At 39.5% G+C, this 16,336-nt stretch carries 16 protein-coding genes; 3 read left to right on the plus strand and 13 right to left on the minus strand.

Annotated features, from left to right (window positions below):
* Positions 1-2: 2 nt before the first annotated feature.
* Both miaB and AAC026_RS07045 read right to left on the minus strand, forming a co-directional pair.
* Positions 3-1,472, minus strand: coding sequence for a tRNA (N6-isopentenyl adenosine(37)-C2)-methylthiotransferase MiaB (miaB, locus tag AAC026_RS07040; RefSeq protein ID WP_339696351.1), 1,470 nt, complete (start codon positions 1,470-1,472; stop codon positions 3-5).
* 145 nt (positions 1,473-1,617) lie between these two features.
* Positions 1,618-2,064, minus strand: a complete 447-nt coding sequence (locus AAC026_RS07045) for a hypothetical protein (RefSeq protein ID WP_339696353.1) — start codon at positions 2,062-2,064, stop codon at positions 1,618-1,620.
* Positions 2,065-2,332: 268 nt separating this feature from the next.
* On the opposite strand from AAC026_RS07045, the gene proC reads away from it, so the two are divergent.
* From proC to AAC026_RS07060, 3 genes are read left to right on the plus strand one after another with little or no spacing between them, the layout of a single operon-like run.
* A complete protein-coding gene (gene proC, locus AAC026_RS07050) occupies positions 2,333-3,160 on the plus strand; it encodes a pyrroline-5-carboxylate reductase (RefSeq protein WP_053223096.1) in 828 nt (275 codons plus the stop codon).
* A 2-nt stretch (positions 3,161-3,162) separates the two neighbouring features.
* On the plus strand, positions 3,163-3,942 hold the full coding sequence (gene proB / locus AAC026_RS07055; protein ID WP_053223097.1) for a glutamate 5-kinase: 780 nt from the start codon (positions 3,163-3,165) through the stop codon (positions 3,940-3,942).
* Between the two features lie 9 nt (positions 3,943-3,951).
* On the plus strand, positions 3,952-5,151 hold the full coding sequence (locus AAC026_RS07060; protein ID WP_339696357.1) for a glutamate-5-semialdehyde dehydrogenase: 1,200 nt from the start codon (positions 3,952-3,954) through the stop codon (positions 5,149-5,151).
* Between the two features lie 42 nt (positions 5,152-5,193).
* Here AAC026_RS07060 and AAC026_RS07065 read toward each other — a convergent pair whose 3' ends face one another.
* From AAC026_RS07065 to AAC026_RS07115, 11 genes are all read right to left on the minus strand, one after another.
* A complete protein-coding gene (locus tag AAC026_RS07065; RefSeq protein ID WP_339696360.1) occupies positions 5,194-5,892 on the minus strand; it encodes a hypothetical protein in 699 nt (232 codons plus the stop codon).
* 8 nt (positions 5,893-5,900) lie between these two features.
* On the minus strand, positions 5,901-8,171 hold the full coding sequence (locus AAC026_RS07070) for a molybdopterin cofactor-binding domain-containing protein (protein ID WP_339696363.1): 2,271 nt from the start codon (positions 8,169-8,171) through the stop codon (positions 5,901-5,903).
* Positions 8,164-8,625, minus strand: a complete 462-nt coding sequence (locus AAC026_RS07075; RefSeq protein WP_339696366.1) for a (2Fe-2S)-binding protein — start codon at positions 8,623-8,625, stop codon at positions 8,164-8,166. The genes AAC026_RS07070 and AAC026_RS07075 overlap by 8 nt, the downstream gene beginning before the upstream one ends.
* 53 nt (positions 8,626-8,678) lie before the next feature.
* Positions 8,679-9,503, minus strand: coding sequence for a M23 family metallopeptidase (locus tag AAC026_RS07080; RefSeq protein WP_339696369.1), 825 nt, complete (start codon positions 9,501-9,503; stop codon positions 8,679-8,681).
* A gap of 84 nt (positions 9,504-9,587) precedes the next feature.
* The gene (gene ispE / locus AAC026_RS07085) at positions 9,588-10,397 is read right to left on the minus strand and encodes a 4-(cytidine 5'-diphospho)-2-C-methyl-D-erythritol kinase (protein WP_339696372.1); all 810 of its coding nucleotides are present in this window, start codon (positions 10,395-10,397) and stop codon (positions 9,588-9,590) included.
* 90 nt (positions 10,398-10,487) lie between these two features.
* Complete coding sequence (locus AAC026_RS07090; protein WP_339608467.1) at positions 10,488-11,303, minus strand: SDR family oxidoreductase; 816 nt, start codon at positions 11,301-11,303, stop codon at positions 10,488-10,490.
* Positions 11,304-11,415: 112 nt separating this feature from the next.
* On the minus strand, positions 11,416-12,012 hold the full coding sequence (can, locus tag AAC026_RS07095) for a carbonate dehydratase (protein ID WP_339608465.1): 597 nt from the start codon (positions 12,010-12,012) through the stop codon (positions 11,416-11,418).
* Between the two features lie 19 nt (positions 12,013-12,031).
* Complete coding sequence (locus AAC026_RS07100; RefSeq protein WP_339696375.1) at positions 12,032-13,612, minus strand: SulP family inorganic anion transporter; 1,581 nt, start codon at positions 13,610-13,612, stop codon at positions 12,032-12,034.
* A gap of 126 nt (positions 13,613-13,738) precedes the next feature.
* On the minus strand, positions 13,739-14,131 hold the full coding sequence (locus tag AAC026_RS07105; RefSeq protein WP_339696378.1) for a hypothetical protein: 393 nt from the start codon (positions 14,129-14,131) through the stop codon (positions 13,739-13,741).
* 90 nt (positions 14,132-14,221) lie between these two features.
* Positions 14,222-15,592, minus strand: a complete 1,371-nt coding sequence (locus AAC026_RS07110) for a HAMP domain-containing sensor histidine kinase (protein ID WP_339696381.1) — start codon at positions 15,590-15,592, stop codon at positions 14,222-14,224.
* Between the two features lies 1 nt (position 15,593).
* The gene (locus tag AAC026_RS07115) at positions 15,594-16,274 is read right to left on the minus strand and encodes a response regulator transcription factor (RefSeq protein ID WP_339608457.1); all 681 of its coding nucleotides are present in this window, start codon (positions 16,272-16,274) and stop codon (positions 15,594-15,596) included.
* Positions 16,275-16,336: the final 62 nt, after the last annotated feature.

A 16,336-nucleotide genomic window follows, 5' to 3' on the forward strand; every position in this document is an offset into this window, starting at 1 on the left:
TGTTAATCAACAGAGTTTCCTAGAAGCGTGGCGGTTGTGCAGTCGTCCACGAATACATTCACATAGTCTCCTTTTTTGAAATTCTTTTTAGGGAAAATCACTACTTTATTGGCATCGTTTCGTCCATGAAGATGTTCTTCTGAACGTTTGGAAGTGCCTTCTACTAACACCTTATGTACCTTATTTAGGTCGAGTTTGTTTCGTTCAAACGAATATTTTCTTTGTCTGTCGATGACTTCTTGTAACCTTCTCTTTTTTGTAGCTAAAGGAATATCATCTTCATATTTTTTAGCGGCTAGCGTACCTGGTCTTTCAGAGTAGAAAAACATGTAAGAGAAATCGAATTTTACATAGTCCATCAAGGTAAGTGTATCTTGATGTTCTTCTTCGGTTTCGGTACAAAAGCCAGTAATCATGTCAGAAGATATACCACATTCTTCTCCCAAAATTTCTCTAATAGCATCAACTCTATTAATGTACCATTCACGCGAGTAAGTTCTGTTCATCAATTCCAATACTCGGCTGTTTCCGCTCTGTGCGGGTAAATGAATGTACTTACAAATATTCTCATACTTTTTCATAGTATGAAGCACCTCGTTGGTAATGTCTTTTGGATGCGAAGTGGAAAAACGAACCCTAAGGTCGGGCGAAACTTGAGCCACCATTTCAATCAGATTTGCAAAGTTGATAATGGTTTCGGCTTCACCTTGTTTTTCTTTTTTCTCTAACCAAGCCTTATTATTCTCTTCAGGAGACCACTTGTAGCTGTCTACGTTTTGGCCTAAAAGAGTCACCTCTCTGTACCCTTGATCGAAAAGGTCTTGTGCTTCGCGAACAATTGAATGCGGGTCTCTACTTCTTTCTCGACCTCTGGTAAACGGCACCACGCAGAAAGAACACATGTTGTCGCAACCTCTCATAATAGAGATAAATGCGTTAACTCCGTTTGAATTTAATCGAACAGGAGAAATGTCGGCATAGGTTTCTTCTCTGGAAAGTAATGTGTTGATGGCTTTTAAGCCTTCCTCTGCCGAACCCACTAAACTTGGTAAGTCACGGTAGGCATCTGGCCCTACTACTACATCTACCAATTTCTCTTCTTCCAGAAGTTTATCTTTTAGCCTTTCAGCCATGCAGCCCAAAACTCCAATTGTGAGTTCTGGCTTTCTTTTCTTTATTTTATTGAAGTCAGATAAGCGTTTTCTAACCGTTTGTTCGGCCTTTTCCCTAATGGAACAGGTGTTTAGAAAGATTACATCGGCTTGTTCAAACTCCGAGGTGGTATCATAACCATTATCTTTCATAATGGAGCTTACAATCTCGCTATCAGCAAAATTCATTTGGCATCCATAACTTTCAATGTAGAGTTTCTTTGCTTTACCAGTATTCTCTTCTTTTGAAGTGATTACCGTGTCTGTCGCCTCCCGACTATTTCTATCTAGAATGTCTATGTCCTGAATAATGTTATCCATTTACTTCTATCTCTATTCTACAAAATTGAACCGCAAATATAAGTGATTTGACCGAAGAAGCGCCAATATGGCAGCGAAGTGTTGGGCTAATGTATTTAGGTATTGAAGGGTTGACGTGTTGATGTTTTAAAGAATAATTAGGGAATTAGATTTCGTCATAGCGTTTGATTAAATGATCGTAAGCTGAATTTAAGTCAAGGTGAAAATCGCTTTCAGCGTGTTCAAAATCTATTTGTATTAAGGAAGAAAGGCCAGATTTGTTTTTGTCTGATAAAACGAAGGATGTAATAAAACCTTCTTCAGGATAGATAACGACATCTTGAAAAATTTGAAAGAGGTTAATGATTCTATCTCCATAATTGTATTCCATCTCTCGCATATCAATCAGAACAGCTAAAGGCTGAAAAGTAAGCAGTGCTAGTCCTATTTTTTGATAGAGAAACTTGCCGTAATGTTCGCCTTGAGATCCGTGGCTACACTTGCCTTTTATTTCCACCCAAAGAATACTCTCTTCCTTATGGTCATAAATATCGCATGTAATTTCGGTACAGGGAAGAATGGAAAGGTCTTGATGTATGAAGTTGTTTTTCATTAGTAATGAGGTATCATTTTCAAGATAGGAGGTTTTTTAAATTATTCGGAACATTAAGCAACTACAGTTGTTGGTAAGGTATAATGAGCTACGCAAAACATATTCAATACCCTAGAAAAATCATTTTTTCTAACCTTCAGGCCCTTCCTGTGGTCTTCTGCGTGTTCGTTAATTAATTCACTGAAACCTATTTAGTTATCGCCTCCAAGGTATTCACCTGGGGCATTTTGCTATATGCAATCTTTAAATTCATTTAATAAACACAATCATGAAAGTGCTAGTAATTGGTGCAGGAAATATGGGCTTAACCTATACTTCTTCCATCGCAAAATCAGGTTATTTAAAGAAGGAAGACCTGATCATCTTCGACAAATCTCTCGAGTTGAGAGAAACCTTGAAAAAATCTACAGAGAATTTTGAAGTCTACGATACCCTAGAGGACTGTCTGCCCATAGCAGATATTATTTTTCTAGCTGTAAAACCTTACCATAACGATGAACTCATGCAAGAAATGAGGGCTATGATGAACGATCAGCAGTTGGTGATTTCAATTATGGCTGGCGTTACAATTGAAACCATTCAGCTGGGTTTGGGAATAAAAAAAGTAGTACGGGCTATGCCCAATTTGCCAGCTCAGGTAGGTAAGGGAATGACATCCTATTTAGCTGCGCCTGAAATATCTCGTATTGAACTTTGGATGGTAGAAGACTTGCTCAATACCACAGGTAAATCGGTGAGAGTTGATTCACAAATGTTTATCGATGCCTCTACAGGTATTTCTGGTTCGGGGCCTGCCTATGTTTTCTATTTTATGGAATCGATGATGGAAGCCGCTAAAAGCATGGGCTTTTCAGATAACGATTCAAAAGTGCTGGTAAGTGCCACGTTTGAAGGCGCAATCGAGCTCTTCAACAAAAATAAGCTTTCGCCAGATAGTTGGATGAAAAGGGTGAGCTCAAAAGGAGGCACTACACAGGCTGCACTCGATTCTTTAATAGATAATAATGTGCAACAGTTAATTCACGATGCCGCTTATGCCGCTTTTAACAGGGCCGTAGAACTAGGGAAAGAATCAACCGAATTACAAGAAAAATAGTCGTGGTAAAATCAACTAAGAAAAGAGTAGTAATTAAAGTAGGTACTAACGTATTAACGAATAAAGATAACCGCATTGTAAGGCCTGTTATTCAGGGGATTGTAAGGCAAATTGCTGAACTCTACGAAAGAGATATCCTTTCTGTATTGATCTCATCAGGATCTGTAATTGCAGGAAAAGAAGTGCTTGGGCATTCTGAAATTGAAGATAAAGCCATCAGAAGGCAGGTTTTTTCATCTGTAGGCCAACCGCGGATGATGCGAACCTATTATGAAACATTTCATGATTATGGTATGAAGTGCGCACAAGTATTGGCTACTAAAAGGGATTTCAACCCAGGTGTTTGGCGCGAAAATATGATCAATTGTTACGAAGGGTTATTGTCTGAAGGCATTATTCCTATTGCAAATGAAGATGACGCTACATCGTTATCGCACACCATGTTTACCGATAATGATGAAATGGCAAGTTTAGTGGCTGAATTAATCAATGCTGATATGCTCATTCTTCTGACCGATACACATGGCCTGTATAATGGTCATCCAAATCATAGTGATACTTCAATTATCAGAGAAGTAAATGGCCAGCAGAATCTAGAAAAGTACATACAGAAAAGCGAAAAAGGCGAAGCCGAAGGTAGAGGAGGAATGGGGTCTAAACTGAAGATTGCTCAGGGAGCAGCAGCAAAGAACATTACTGCATATATAGCCAATGGCAAACAAGACAATGTGATTTTAGACATTATTGATGGGAAAACGGTAGGCACCAAATTCACAGCATAAAAAGTAAAAATGGAATTATTAAAAACAGATAAGAAGAACAAGGTATTAGCATCATTTATAAAAATTTTAGGGCTGAATAGAGCTCAAATCATTGCAGCAAATCAGTTGGATTTGGCTGCTTTTGATCAGTCAGATCGTGCCATGTACGATAGGCTTGTGGTCGATAATGCAAAGATCGACAGTATGGTGAAGGCCGTAGAAGAAGTAATGGAAAAGGATGACCCAGTAGGGCAAACGAAATCTACTTTCAAAAGAGAAGATGGATTGGAAATAATTAATAAAACGGCACCATTCGGTACCATCATGATGATTTACGAATCACGACCAGATGTAACAGTGGAAGCAGCTGTTTTAGCCTTCAAAGCCAATAATAGAATTCTTTTAAAAGGAGGGAAGGAAGCTATTCACTCCAATCAAATACTCATTGATTGCTGGCATCAGGCTTTACACCTTAATGGCTTAGATACGGATTGGGTGCAGTTGCTCAAAATGTCGAGGACTGAGACGCAAGCGTTCTTGAAAAATCCAGATCAGAAAATTGATTTGATTGTTCCAAGAGGAGGAGAGCGTCTAATTGCTTTTGTAAAGGAACACGCCACTTGCCCTGTTTTGGTAAGCGGAAGAGGAAACAACTTCATTTATGTAGATCATAAAGCAGATTGGAATCAAGCATTGAAAGTGATTTTAAATGCTAAAACCGATAAAATTTCTGCTTGTAACGCCCTCGATAAAATTTTGCTTGATAAGCGTTTGCCAGATTTAGAGAATAAACTGATTCAGCTACAGAAGGCTTTACATGAATTTGAGGTAGAGCTTGTAGTAGATCAAGAAGTGAAGAAGGTTTTGCCAGAAGAGCAAACCATAGAAAATGAAGAAATTTGGTTTGAAGAGTTTTTGGCACTCAAGGCATGCGTAGCCCTTGTAGGTGACGAAAAGGAAGCCATTCAGAAGATTAATAAATATTCTGGTGGCCACTCTTCAGCTATTATTACAACCGATAAAGTGCTTGCACAGAGCTTTATGGAACAGGTGGATAGTGGAGCAGTATATCACAATGCTTCTACCCGTTTTACCGATGGAGGTCAAATGGGAATTGGTGGTGAACTGGCCATCAGTACCGATAAGTTGCATCACCGTGGCCCATTGGGGCTAGAACAATTGGTGACCAATAAGTATTATTTCTTCGGAAATGGTCAGGTAAGAGTATAAACTGAACTGATGATTTTTGGGCCTGTGGGCTGTAAGTATTAACTATTTACAGTCTACAGGCCCTGTTTTTTGATTCTGATTTTTCAGCAAACCTACTTCTATCAAAGAATTCGGATCTGTGCCCAACCAAGCATGAACTTCTCTAGTAACTCCTCCGATATGATCTTTAGAAGAAGGCCCCGTTTCATAGCCTGCAATCACTACCACACTTTTGTTATTGGCAGTAAGTAAGAATTTGGTACCCCTTTTTGGTTTGGATTCACTGGCCCACATCATACACATAAACCACATTTCATCTTCTGGAGTTAACTCGGTTCGCTGTACTTCACCCACAGAACCCTGTCCAAAATGGCCGCCTTCTTCAGGTGTCCATTCTTTGTTCCACCTTTTGGAATACAATTCCTCAAAAGTCATTTTTGGGTCGAAGGATTGGTAAAGAAAAAAGCTGCGTTGAAGGTGTTGTTGAATGTTCTCCGTTATCGTTTTAGGCCAAGGTGCTTGATTATCGAACTTATCTGATTGAGTGACATAATGGTTTTCTTCCACAAACTTTCCACTAGTGGGCAACTTGATAGTTCTTTGCCAAGGAGAGTTTCCATAAGGCATATTATGCTTAATCTCTACCGGGCTTGTCACACAAAAAGAGGCAGGTAATTGTGTCTCTTGAATCGATTTATTCACCGTTAGTTGGGTGCAACTACAAACCAAAAACAGGAGTGCTAAAAACTTGAGTGATTTCATGGAATGGTTTAAACTAATTTAAAACCGTGATTTTTCAAAGGAAGGGAACGCACACGTTCGCCAGTAGCGGCAAAAATAGCATTGGTCAGGGCAGGAGCAATAGGCGGAGTGCCAGGTTCGCCAACACCACCCGGTGCTTCATTGTTTTCCATAATGTGAGTGAATACCTCAGGCATATGCTTCAATTTCAACACTTCATAGTCAGGGAAGTTCGACTGCTGAATTTTGCCTTCTTCAATGGTGATTTCTCCATAAACAGCTGCAGTTAACCCAAAAACAATTCCGCTTTGCATCTGTGCAATAATGGTGTCAGGATTCACGTAATTTCCGCAATCAATCACGCAAAACACTTTGTCTACACTAAATTCTTTATTGGGGTTAATGCTGATTTCGGCCACTTGTGCCACGATAGAACCGAAAGATTCGTGAAAGGCAATTCCTCGGCTTTTTCCTTCGGGAAGAGGGGAGTTCCAATTGCTGATTTCAGCTACTTTGTCCAACACTTTTTTCTGTCTAGAGTTTGAAGGAAGAAGTTTTGCTCTAAACGCATAAGGATCGGTGTCGGCTTCATTGGCCAGTTCATCTATAAAGCTTTCAGTGAAAAATCCATTGTAAGAATGACCTACACTTCGCCAAAAACCCAAACGCATTGGGCTTTCTATAAACGAGTATCCTACTTTTCGTGCACCCAGATTATAAGCTAAACCTAAAGCACCTTCGGCTGCGGTGGTGTCTTGTGATTCTGGTGGAGTCATTAACGGAAAGTTTCGCCCAATGCTGCTTCGTAAAACCGATTGAAGCGTTACGTGATTTTCCCAAGCCACTATACTTCCATCATTATTCATTCCTGCCTTAAAACTGGCCATGGCTGCTGGACGGTAGGTGTCGAATTGAGTATCCTCTTCTCTCGACCACACCATTTGAATAGGGGTGCCTTTCATTGCTTTGGCAATGCGTACCGCTTCGGTAATGAAATCATTTTCGGCCCTTCTTCCAAAACCACCTCCCAAATATTTGATGTCGATTTCAACTTTACTGGTTTTTATATCCGCTTCTTTGGCGGTGGCCATGGTGACCAAAAATGGCGCCTGATGTCCCACCCAAACTTTGGCTTTGTCCTCTTCCACCAACACCGTGCAGTTGATGGGTTCCATGGTGGCATGTGCTAAAAATGGAACTTCATATAGAGCCTCGAAAACCTTGTCAGAAGCTTTAAATGCTGTAGCAGTATTATCAATCTTCTCTTTTACATGGTCAATTTCTTTGTCGAGCCTTGTTTTTAGAAGCTTAGAAATATGAGATGAAGAAAGCTGCTCATTTCCTTTGTTGTCAATTTCAAAAGTGAGTGCATTCGCGGCTTGTTGTGCTCGCCAAGTGTTGTCGGCAATTACAGCCGCACCCTTAGGCCACTGCACGATATGCTTTACGCCTCGCATGTCTATTACTTCAGATTCATTCGTAATGCTCGTAATTTCTCCCCCAATTATAGGGCAGTGCCGAACGGCAGCAAAAAGCATGTTGGGTAAACGCACATCAATGCCGTATTCGGCTGCTCCTGTCACCTTCTCTTTTAGGTCAATGCGTTGAGTAGATTTGCCAATGATTTTAAAATTGGACTTCGATTTTAAAGTCGGACGGTTATTGGGTTTTTCTTCCGCGGCAAAAGGCGCAAGAGATCCGTAAGTGACTTTTTCGCCAGTTTCAGTATTGATGACAAAGCCTTTTTCTGCTTTCAATTTATCAATGTCAACAAACCATTTTTTCATGGCCACTTTCATCAACATTTCCTTGGCAGAAGCACCCATAATTCGGTAATGTTCGTAGCCGTCACGAATGGTGGTGCTTCCTCCAGTGGCAATATATGGAAGAATATAGGCCACTTTTTCCATGAAATGGAAACCAGTAGAACTTGATGTTCTTTCGTAATGGGTAGCCAAATTTACGTTGGCGTAAGGCGATTCTACTTGTGGGTGAATTACTTCGATTTGATCTAAATCTACTTCCAGTTCTTCGGCAGTAAGCATGGCCAAAGCAGTATGTACCCCTTGTCCCATTTCAGCCCGAGCAATGGCCAGTTTGATTTTGTTGTCTGGTGTAATATGAATGAAAGCATTGAGCGATTCTGCGCCTTCAAAGCCCATTCCGCTGAACTGCTTTTTCTTAAAATTGGAGAATGCTACTCCGCCCAAGCCCAATGCAAAACCACCTCCGATTACAGCTCCGGAAATAATAAACGCCCTGCGGCTTATTTTCTGTCCTCTGGTTCTTTCTTTAGCCATTTTCTTGATTTTGGGTCAGCACCTCTTTAATGGCTTCTTTAATTCTTTGGTAAGTTCCGCAGCGGCAAATATTAGAAATGGAAGCGTCAATTTCCTCTTCTGAAGGCTGGTTATTGTTAGCCAAAAGGCTTTCTACGGCCATAACCATTCCCGATTGACAATAGCCACATTGCGGCACTTGATGGTCGATCCAAGCTTGTTGAACGCGTGACAGCCGGTCATCTTTTGCGATGGATTCAATAGTAGTAATGGCTTTTCCTTGCAGTGCAGCAATAGGTAATACGCAAGAGCGGACGGCTTGTCCGTCTAAATGAACAGTGCAAGCACCACAAGCGGCCACTCCGCAGCCATACTTGGTTCCAGTCAGGTTAAGTTCATCGCGCAATACCCAAAGCAAAGGCATATTGGGTTCCACATCCACTTCATGGTCAATACCATTCACGTTAATCTTCATAGCAAAATTTATCCGTTTTGGAATTTAAGAAAAGAAAGCGGAGGTGAAAAGCTTTACGGATTTTTGATCGCAGTATAGATATTCCCTTCTGTCAGAAGTTCGGTTTTATCTCTGGAAGTCTTGAATAGAGTAGGGAGCGAAACTTGTCCATCTTTTTCAGTTTTTCGCACTATAAAATGAAGATGTGGGCCCGTGCTCCAACCTGTATTTCCACTCAAGGCAATTGGGTCCCCAGCTTCTACTTTGTCACCTAGCTCAACCGTAACACCTTCAAACTGCAAGTGGAGGTAATCGGCATAGGTGCCGTCTTCGTGTAAAATGGTCAGGTAATTGCCCATATCATTGCACCTTCTACTTGGGCAACCTTGATTGGAATCTTCTTTAATTCTAATCACTTTCCCCGCCCTAGCAGCAAAAATTCTAGTCCCTTCATCCATAGTGAAATCAAGTGCATTTTCTCCTTGATGAGTTCGGTCGCCATTGTAACCTTGAGTAAGCCTATAGCTTGTTCCTTCTTCAAAAGGAAGCAAATATTCTTGCTTAGGGTCGTGTTGCGCATTTGCATCGCCAAAGCGATAAATGTAGCTAAATGAATACTGCCAAGATCTTTCGAAGGGAATTATAAGACTGGTGAGTCTAAATTCTTTGGTGTTGGCAGGAACTGCAATAAAGTCAGGAACCTCTTTTGAAGGTCTTAGGCCTTTCAGTTTTAGCGTTAATGTAACCGTTTGTGGGTAGGGTTTATCGTTGTCTGCATAAATGCCAATTCTGCCATCTTCTCTAACATCGTATACATTGATTTCTTTTTCTTGGGCAAAAGAAAATTTAGAGAAACCTGAAAGAAAGAGTAAACCAATAAGTATTAATCGAATGCGCATAAGTGGTCAGACCAATGAGTTAAAGACGGAGATAATATACGGTTTATTATAAAAGGTAGTTTGAAAACAGCTTCAACTCTTTTCCTAAAGCTCGATCAGTTTATGCGTGTATTTTCCGAAAGCTGGTGAAATCTCAGGCTTTTTAGTATATAACCCGAAGAGGGTAGAACCAGAGCCACTCATGGCTGCATATACCGCTCCGTTTTGATAAAGGGCTTCTTTAATTTCTCTTAAAGCGGGATGGTTTGGGAAGATGGACGCCTCGAAATCATTGACTAACTTTTCGCGCCAGAGCGTAAAATCTTTACTTTCTAAAAGCGATTTCAAGTCCACTTCATTTGGCTTTGGTGTTACATTGGCGTATGCTTCTTGGGTCGAAATGTGAACATCAGGTTTGACCAAAAGCATCCACATGCCAGATAAATCAAGGTCGAAAACTTCTAAATCGGTACCCGTTCCTGTAGCAATGGCTGGTTTGTTCTGAATAAAGAATGGGCAATCACTTCCTAGTTGGGCTGCGTAATCTTCTAGAACAGAATCATCTAAGAATAATTGAAATTCGTTGTTCAACATTTTCAGCATAAAAGCAGCATCTGCCGATCCTCCGCCTAATCCAGCGCCCATCGGAATGATTTTGTGCAGGTGAATATTAAGCTCTGGCAGCCCAAAATCTTTACGAAGTAGTTTGTATGCTTTTAAAACTAAGTTGTCTTTGTCTTCGCCAGGAATGGCTATTCCGCTGGAAGAGAATGAAATTTTCTTACCTGGAATAAACTCCAATACATCGCACCAAGGAATAGGGTAGAGGCAGCTTTCAATGCTATGGTAGCCATTATGAAGCTTCCTAGTAATGGAAAGTCCTAAATTGATTTTGGCATTGGGGAATGTAACCATGGCGCGATTGGTGAATTAAAAACAGCCTGCTGATTTTCGCTTGAAACGCTTAATCGGCAGGCTGCTATCTATTGTCCTAAGGACTGTTGATTAATCTTTTTTCAACTGCTCAATTAATGCATCGGTAATTCCTGAAGAAGAAAAACCTCCATCGTGCATTAAGTTTTGCATGGTTACCATTCTAGTGTAATCAGAGAACATCATGGCACAGTAGTTAGCGCAATCTAAAGCACTTGCATTGCCTAATGGGCTCATTTGGTCGGCATAAGAATAGAATACATCAAAACCGCCAACACCTGTTCCAGCAGTTGTCATGGTAGGTGACTGTGAAATGGTATTTACTCTCACTTTTTTCAATCTAGCATAACGCTCTCCGTAGCTTCTAGCAATAGATTCAAGCATGGCTTTCGCATGTGCCATATCTGAATAATCAGGGAAAGTACGCTGCGCTGCAATGTATGATAAACCTAAAATTGAACCCCATTCATTCATGGCGTCAAGTTTTTCGGCTGTTTGCATTACTTTATGAAAAGAAATGGCAGAAACATCTAGGGTTTTAGTCAACCAATCGTAGTTCAAATCACCATAATCACGGCCTTTTCTTACGTTCGGGCTCATGCCTATCGAGTGTAAAACGAAATCGATTTTACCACCCAAAATTTCCACTGACTTGGTGAAAAGGTTTTCTAAATCTTCGATTGAAGTTGCATCGGCAGGAATAATTTCTGAACCGCAGGCTTCAGCCAATTTGTTGATTTCACCCATTCTCATCGCAATTGGAGCGTTGGTTAGGGTGAAGGTAGCGCCTTCAGCTTTTGCTACTTCAGCTACTTTCCAAGCAATAGAGCGTTCGTCTAATGCGCCAAATATGATTCCTCTTTTACCTTTTAATAGATTATTTGCCATAGTACGTTTTCTTATTTCGGTCGTAAAAATAGACATTCAATTTAATAAACCGATACGAAATGTGTTTTCGAATAATGAGACATACCAGGCAAATAATCTAAAATGGTTTTATTTAATTTTCGGTAGATACGTTTAAATCTTTCAACAAGCCGTTTTTAATATCATAAACCCAGCCATGAAGTTTTGGAGAATCTCCTTTTGCCCACATGTTTTGGATAATGCTTGTTGTAGTAAGGTCATATACTTGTTCCATTACATTAAGTTCCACAAACCTATCGGCTCTTGCTTTCTGATCTTCAATAGCTTCTAGTTCTGTTTTGTGAAGTCTGTAAACGTCTTTAATATGACGAATCCAGTTGTCTACTAAACCATACTGGTTATTGTCCATAGCGGCTAAAACTCCACCACAACCGTAATGACCACAAACGATTACGTGCTTTACTTTTAGAATATTAACTGCGTAATCAAGTACACTTAACATGTTCATATCGGTATGAACCACCATGTTGGCAATGTTTCTGTGAACAAAAATTTCACCTGGCTCAGTACCCGTAATCTGGTTGGCAGGCACACGGCTATCCGCACAACCAATCCACAATACTGGTGGCTTTTGTCCATTCGCTAACTTGTTAAAGAAGTCCTTGTCTTCACTTAGTTTTTCTTCAACCCACTTATGATTGTTATCGAGTAATTGTTTATCTAAAGTCATATTTAATTCAGTTAATTTATTAATGGTTTACGGTTATTTTTGATCCTGTAGGAATGTTGATTAGCTCAAGAGTAATGTTCTTTTCATGAGCCGATTCTTTGAAATTGTAGATTACCTCAAGTGCATCATAATCTATTTTGGTAGACCTTGATCCGTCTAAAATTACAGAGCTATTATGTGGTAAGTGTTCCAGTGTAAGTTGCAGACTTGCCTTATTCAAGAACGAAACGTGCTCACTAAGCTCTAGTCTAATTTTGCTGTTACTCTCACTATCACTAGTCTCTTTTTCTTCTTTGTAATGGTAAGGTACTTTGTAGTTGGCTTTTAGTATGTAGAAAATACCTACTGCCATACCAATTAGAATACCGATTAAAAGATCTGTGAATAAAATGGCTACCACCGTAGTTATAAATGGAATAAATTGCTCACGGCCTAATTTAAACTGCTGCATGTATAATGCAGGTTTGGTTAGTTTAAAACCAACTACAATTAGAATTGCAGCTAAGGATGCCAGAGGAATCATGTTCATGATTACGGGGAATATTGCAACTGCAACTAGCAACAATAGGCCGTGGAAAATTGCAGACATTTTAGATTTAGCACCTGCCTCAATGTTAGCAGAACCTCTTACAATTACTGCTGTAATTGGTAAACCACCGATTAAACCTGAGATAATGTTACCTACTCCTTGCGCTTTCAATTCAGCGTTCTGAGGTGTACGTCTTTTGTGTGGGTCAAGCTTATCCATAGCTTCAACACAAAGTAAAGTTTCTAAACTTGCTACAATGGCCAAAGTAAACGCGGTGATATACACATTGACATTGGTTAACAAAGAGAAGTCAGGGAACTGGAAAACCGTGTTTAAAGAATCTAGCCCTGAAATAACAGGGATGTTTACCATATGGTCACCACTAATGGATAAATCTGGGTAGAAGGAATTGAATAAGTAATTAATCAACACGCCTAAGGCTACTACTATGATTCCGCCTGGAACTTGCTTTAAGAATTTGTTTTGCTTGATGAATTTACTGCTCCAACCAATTAGAAGTAGCAGAGAAACTAGGCCAACAATTAGACTTCCTAAGTAGATGTGATCAAAAGAAGAAAGGAAGGCTGAAATAGTGTTGTTGCCGTCCTTTTGCAAAAACTCCATTTCACCAAAGGCGTCAGCATCAAAGCCAATTAAATGAGGAACTTGCTTTAAGATTAGAATCAAACCAATTGCGGCTAGCATTCCCTTAATTACTGGGGAAGGAAAATACAAGCCAATGATTCCTGCTTTCAAATAACCAAGTACTAGCTGAATAACCCCAGCAATTACTACGGCCAATAAGAAACCTTGAAATCCACCGAGGTCATCTATTGCTGCTAGAACAATTACAACCAAGCCAGCGGCAGGGCCACTAACACTTAAGCTGGACTTACTTAGCGTTCCCACCACAATACCACCAACAATACCAGCAATTAAGCCAGAGAATAAGGGGGCTCCTGATGCGAGCGCTATACCTAAACAAAGCGGTAGTGCAACTAGGAATACTACCACACTAGATAGCATATCGCTTTTAAGGTTTTCTTTTGTAAAGATTTTTTTAGTACTCATATAAGATTGTTGTTAATATTTTTCGGCAGCTCCCAATTAGGAGTAGGCCAGATTTTTTGTGATTGACATCACAATGTTTTTTTTAGTAGAAAACAGGCATTCAATGCCCTGATGGTCTGTATTAAGTTATACAGCAAAAGCCAAGTCTGGCGGTGGAGTAGGGGTTTTGGCTTTATTAAAAGGCCTTTTAGCAAGAAGGAAATGGAAATCTTGCCTGTCTAATTTTGGGTAAAATATGTCTTTGTAAATCAGGGACTGATTTACTTTCAAGTCATCAATGTCTACACAATCCTCTTTAGTTTCCTCATCGGGTAAAGTAAGTGGGAGCGGAATTGAATCTGAATCTGAGTCAGAATCGCTTTGTTCTTCCAAATCATTTTGTTCGGCTTGATTTATCTCAAGCACAATACTCTGACTAGGCGCCATTACAACTCTATTGAACGAATACACTCCAAAACCCTGAATCGAAACGAGAAAACTCATTAGGATGATAATACATGTATGGAGGTACTTGCGCATTAAGGCAGAATATTCTTTAAAATATTGCCAAATATACGGGGTACTAGAGCGGAGGGTTGAATCTAAAGATTAGAATACCATTAGAATTTCCTAACGGTCGATAGAAACGGCTTGTCGGTAATTAGGGAGCCTTATTCTAACATTTGTACCCACACCTTCTTTTGAATTAATGATGAGGCTTCCGCCATGAATTTTAATCACTTTCTGAGCCAAGGGCAAGCCAATACCAAAACCATTAAATGCTCTTGCATTAGAGGCACGATAAAAATGCTCGAATATGTTCTTTAATTCTTGAGGAGGAATTCCAATGCCTTTGTCATTTACTTCAATCTCTACCCAACTTTCATTGGCCATCATCTTAATCTTCACCACTTTATTCATAGAGAATTTGCAGGCGTTCTCTACAATGTTATTAAGTACCATTCTTAGCAAGCTTTGGCTTCCTTGAATAATTAAACATTCAGCTGTTTCGGGTAATTCAGAGAAATCGAAACTGATTTGATTTTCAGGTTTGATCTTATCAATGTCGCTTTTTACAATAAGCATTAATTCATCCACACGGATACTCTCAATAATAAGCCCTTTGTTGTCGTGATCTGCTTGAGCCAACTCTAACAAGCATTTTACAAGAATTTCTAGTCTGTTGGATTCTTTTTCAATAGTGTTTAATGAGGCAATATATTCATCAACCGTTCTTTGCTTTCTTAGTGCTACTTCTACCTCACCTAATATAGCGGTAAGTGGATTTTTAAGCTCGTGTGAGGCATTGCTTACAAAGTTACTTTGGATTTCAAACGAAGTTTCCAGCCTGTCCAACATGTTATTGAAGGTAGAAGAGAGCTCTGCAAGTTCATCATTGTTTTCACCAGTATCCAATCTCAAGTGAAGGTTAGAAGCCTTTATTTCATTTGCCCTTTTTACAATACCTGAAATGGGAATGAGTACTTGTTTTGCCTGATAGATTCCCACAATGAAAATCACAATAGAGCAGGTAATAAAGGCAATGATTAAAATGCTTTTGAGGCTATTAATTAGGTTTATGCCATGTTCATCAATGGCAGAAATAATGACAACGTAGTCATTTTGATGATACGGGTAGATAATTCCGAAGTAAGCAATACTGTCAATTTTTTGAGTGCTACCTTCATTGTCCTCAATTGTTAAAGCAAATGATTTAACGGGTTCTGGTAATGTGTTTTGATCAGATTTTGGAACTACATAAGCGTGTTCATTGGTAAGGTGAAGTAGGTGTTCTTTTTGAATTTGATTGAACGTTAAGGAATCTAACTCTTCGGCCTTGAGTAAAAAATCAGCTTCAATTTTGGCGCGCTTGCTTAAGTGTTCATAAAATTCTTTTTCAGAATACACTTTAGCGAAATAATAAATAAACACGAAAGTAACCAAGAGCAGTGTGCAGGTGGTAAGTGTAAAAATGAGTGTGATTTTACTTCTTATCCTCATTTTAACTTTCGTCTTTTAAAATATAGCCCATCCCAATAACGGTTTGAATCATTTTTACATCAAACTCCTTATCAATTTTGTTTCTTAGGTAGTTTACATAAACATCGACCACATTAGTACCTACATCAAAATTGATGTCCCATACATTTTTCAGTAGATCGATTCTGGAAAGCACTTTGCCAGAATTTCTCATCATGTATTCCAATAGCTTATATTCTGTAGAAGTAAGTTTGATTTCGACTTTGTCTCTGTTAGCGGTTTTCGCATCTCTATCGAGTTGTAGTAAACCAACAGTGAGTAACTGATCGTTTTGAAATTTCTGTATTCTTCTTGCTAAAGCATTTATTCTGGCCAACAATTCTTGAAATTTGAAAGGTTTGGCTAAGTAGTCATCAGCTCCAGAGTTTAAGCCTTGAACCACATTTTCGGTAGAGCTCAAAGCGGTAAGTATTAAAATTGGAGTTTGAACACCTTCTTTTCGTAGTTGCTTGCATAGCTCTAAACCACTAATGCCTGGTAGAATAACATCAAAAATGAATATGTCGAATTGGGTACTGGTCAGCTTCTCTCTACCTGATTCGGCACTATGAGCTACCGTAACTGCATAGCCTTCTTCTTCCAACCCCTTTTTTATAAAGGCGGCTACATTCTGTTCGTCTTCTACTAAGAGTATGTTTCTCATGGCTTTAAAAAAAGGGCGATCAAGAATTTAGCAATCCCAATAACAACAAAAATAGAGATTCA

Source organism: uncultured Roseivirga sp., from assembly GCF_963973945.1.
Taxonomy (GTDB): domain Bacteria; phylum Bacteroidota; class Bacteroidia; order Cytophagales; family Cyclobacteriaceae; genus Roseivirga.

Bases quoted from the DNA above. Each gene is read 5' to 3' on its own strand.
- AAC026_RS07115 (WP_339608457.1), bottom strand. From the start codon at position 16,274: ATGAGAAACATACTCTTAGTAGAAGACGAACAGAATGTAGCCGCCTTT.
- AAC026_RS07100 (WP_339696375.1), bottom strand. From the start codon at position 13,612: ATGAGTACTAAAAAAATCTTTACAAAAGAAAACCTTAAAAGCGATATG.
- AAC026_RS07110 (WP_339696381.1), bottom strand. From the start codon at position 15,592: ATGAGGATAAGAAGTAAAATCACACTCATTTTTACACTTACCACCTGC.
- AAC026_RS07065 (WP_339696360.1), bottom strand. From the start codon at position 5,892: ATGAAATCACTCAAGTTTTTAGCACTCCTGTTTTTGGTTTGTAGTTGC.
- AAC026_RS07080 (WP_339696369.1), bottom strand. From the start codon at position 9,503: ATGCGCATTCGATTAATACTTATTGGTTTACTCTTTCTTTCAGGTTTC.
- ispE (WP_339696372.1), bottom strand. From the start codon at position 10,397: ATGGTTACATTCCCCAATGCCAAAATCAATTTAGGACTTTCCATTACT.
- AAC026_RS07070 (WP_339696363.1), bottom strand. From the start codon at position 8,171: ATGGCTAAAGAAAGAACCAGAGGACAGAAAATAAGCCGCAGGGCGTTT.
- AAC026_RS07105 (WP_339696378.1), bottom strand. From the start codon at position 14,131: ATGCGCAAGTACCTCCATACATGTATTATCATCCTAATGAGTTTTCTC.
- can (WP_339608465.1), bottom strand. From the start codon at position 12,012: ATGACTTTAGATAAACAATTACTCGATAACAATCATAAGTGGGTTGAA.
- AAC026_RS07060 (WP_339696357.1), top strand. From the start codon at position 3,952: ATGGAATTATTAAAAACAGATAAGAAGAACAAGGTATTAGCATCATTT.
- AAC026_RS07075 (WP_339696366.1), bottom strand. From the start codon at position 8,625: ATGAAGATTAACGTGAATGGTATTGACCATGAAGTGGATGTGGAACCC.
- miaB (WP_339696351.1), bottom strand. From the start codon at position 1,472: ATGGATAACATTATTCAGGACATAGACATTCTAGATAGAAATAGTCGG.
- AAC026_RS07045 (WP_339696353.1), bottom strand. From the start codon at position 2,064: ATGAAAAACAACTTCATACATCAAGACCTTTCCATTCTTCCCTGTACC.
- proC (WP_053223096.1), top strand. From the start codon at position 2,333: ATGAAAGTGCTAGTAATTGGTGCAGGAAATATGGGCTTAACCTATACT.
- AAC026_RS07090 (WP_339608467.1), bottom strand. From the start codon at position 11,303: ATGGCAAATAATCTATTAAAAGGTAAAAGAGGAATCATATTTGGCGCA.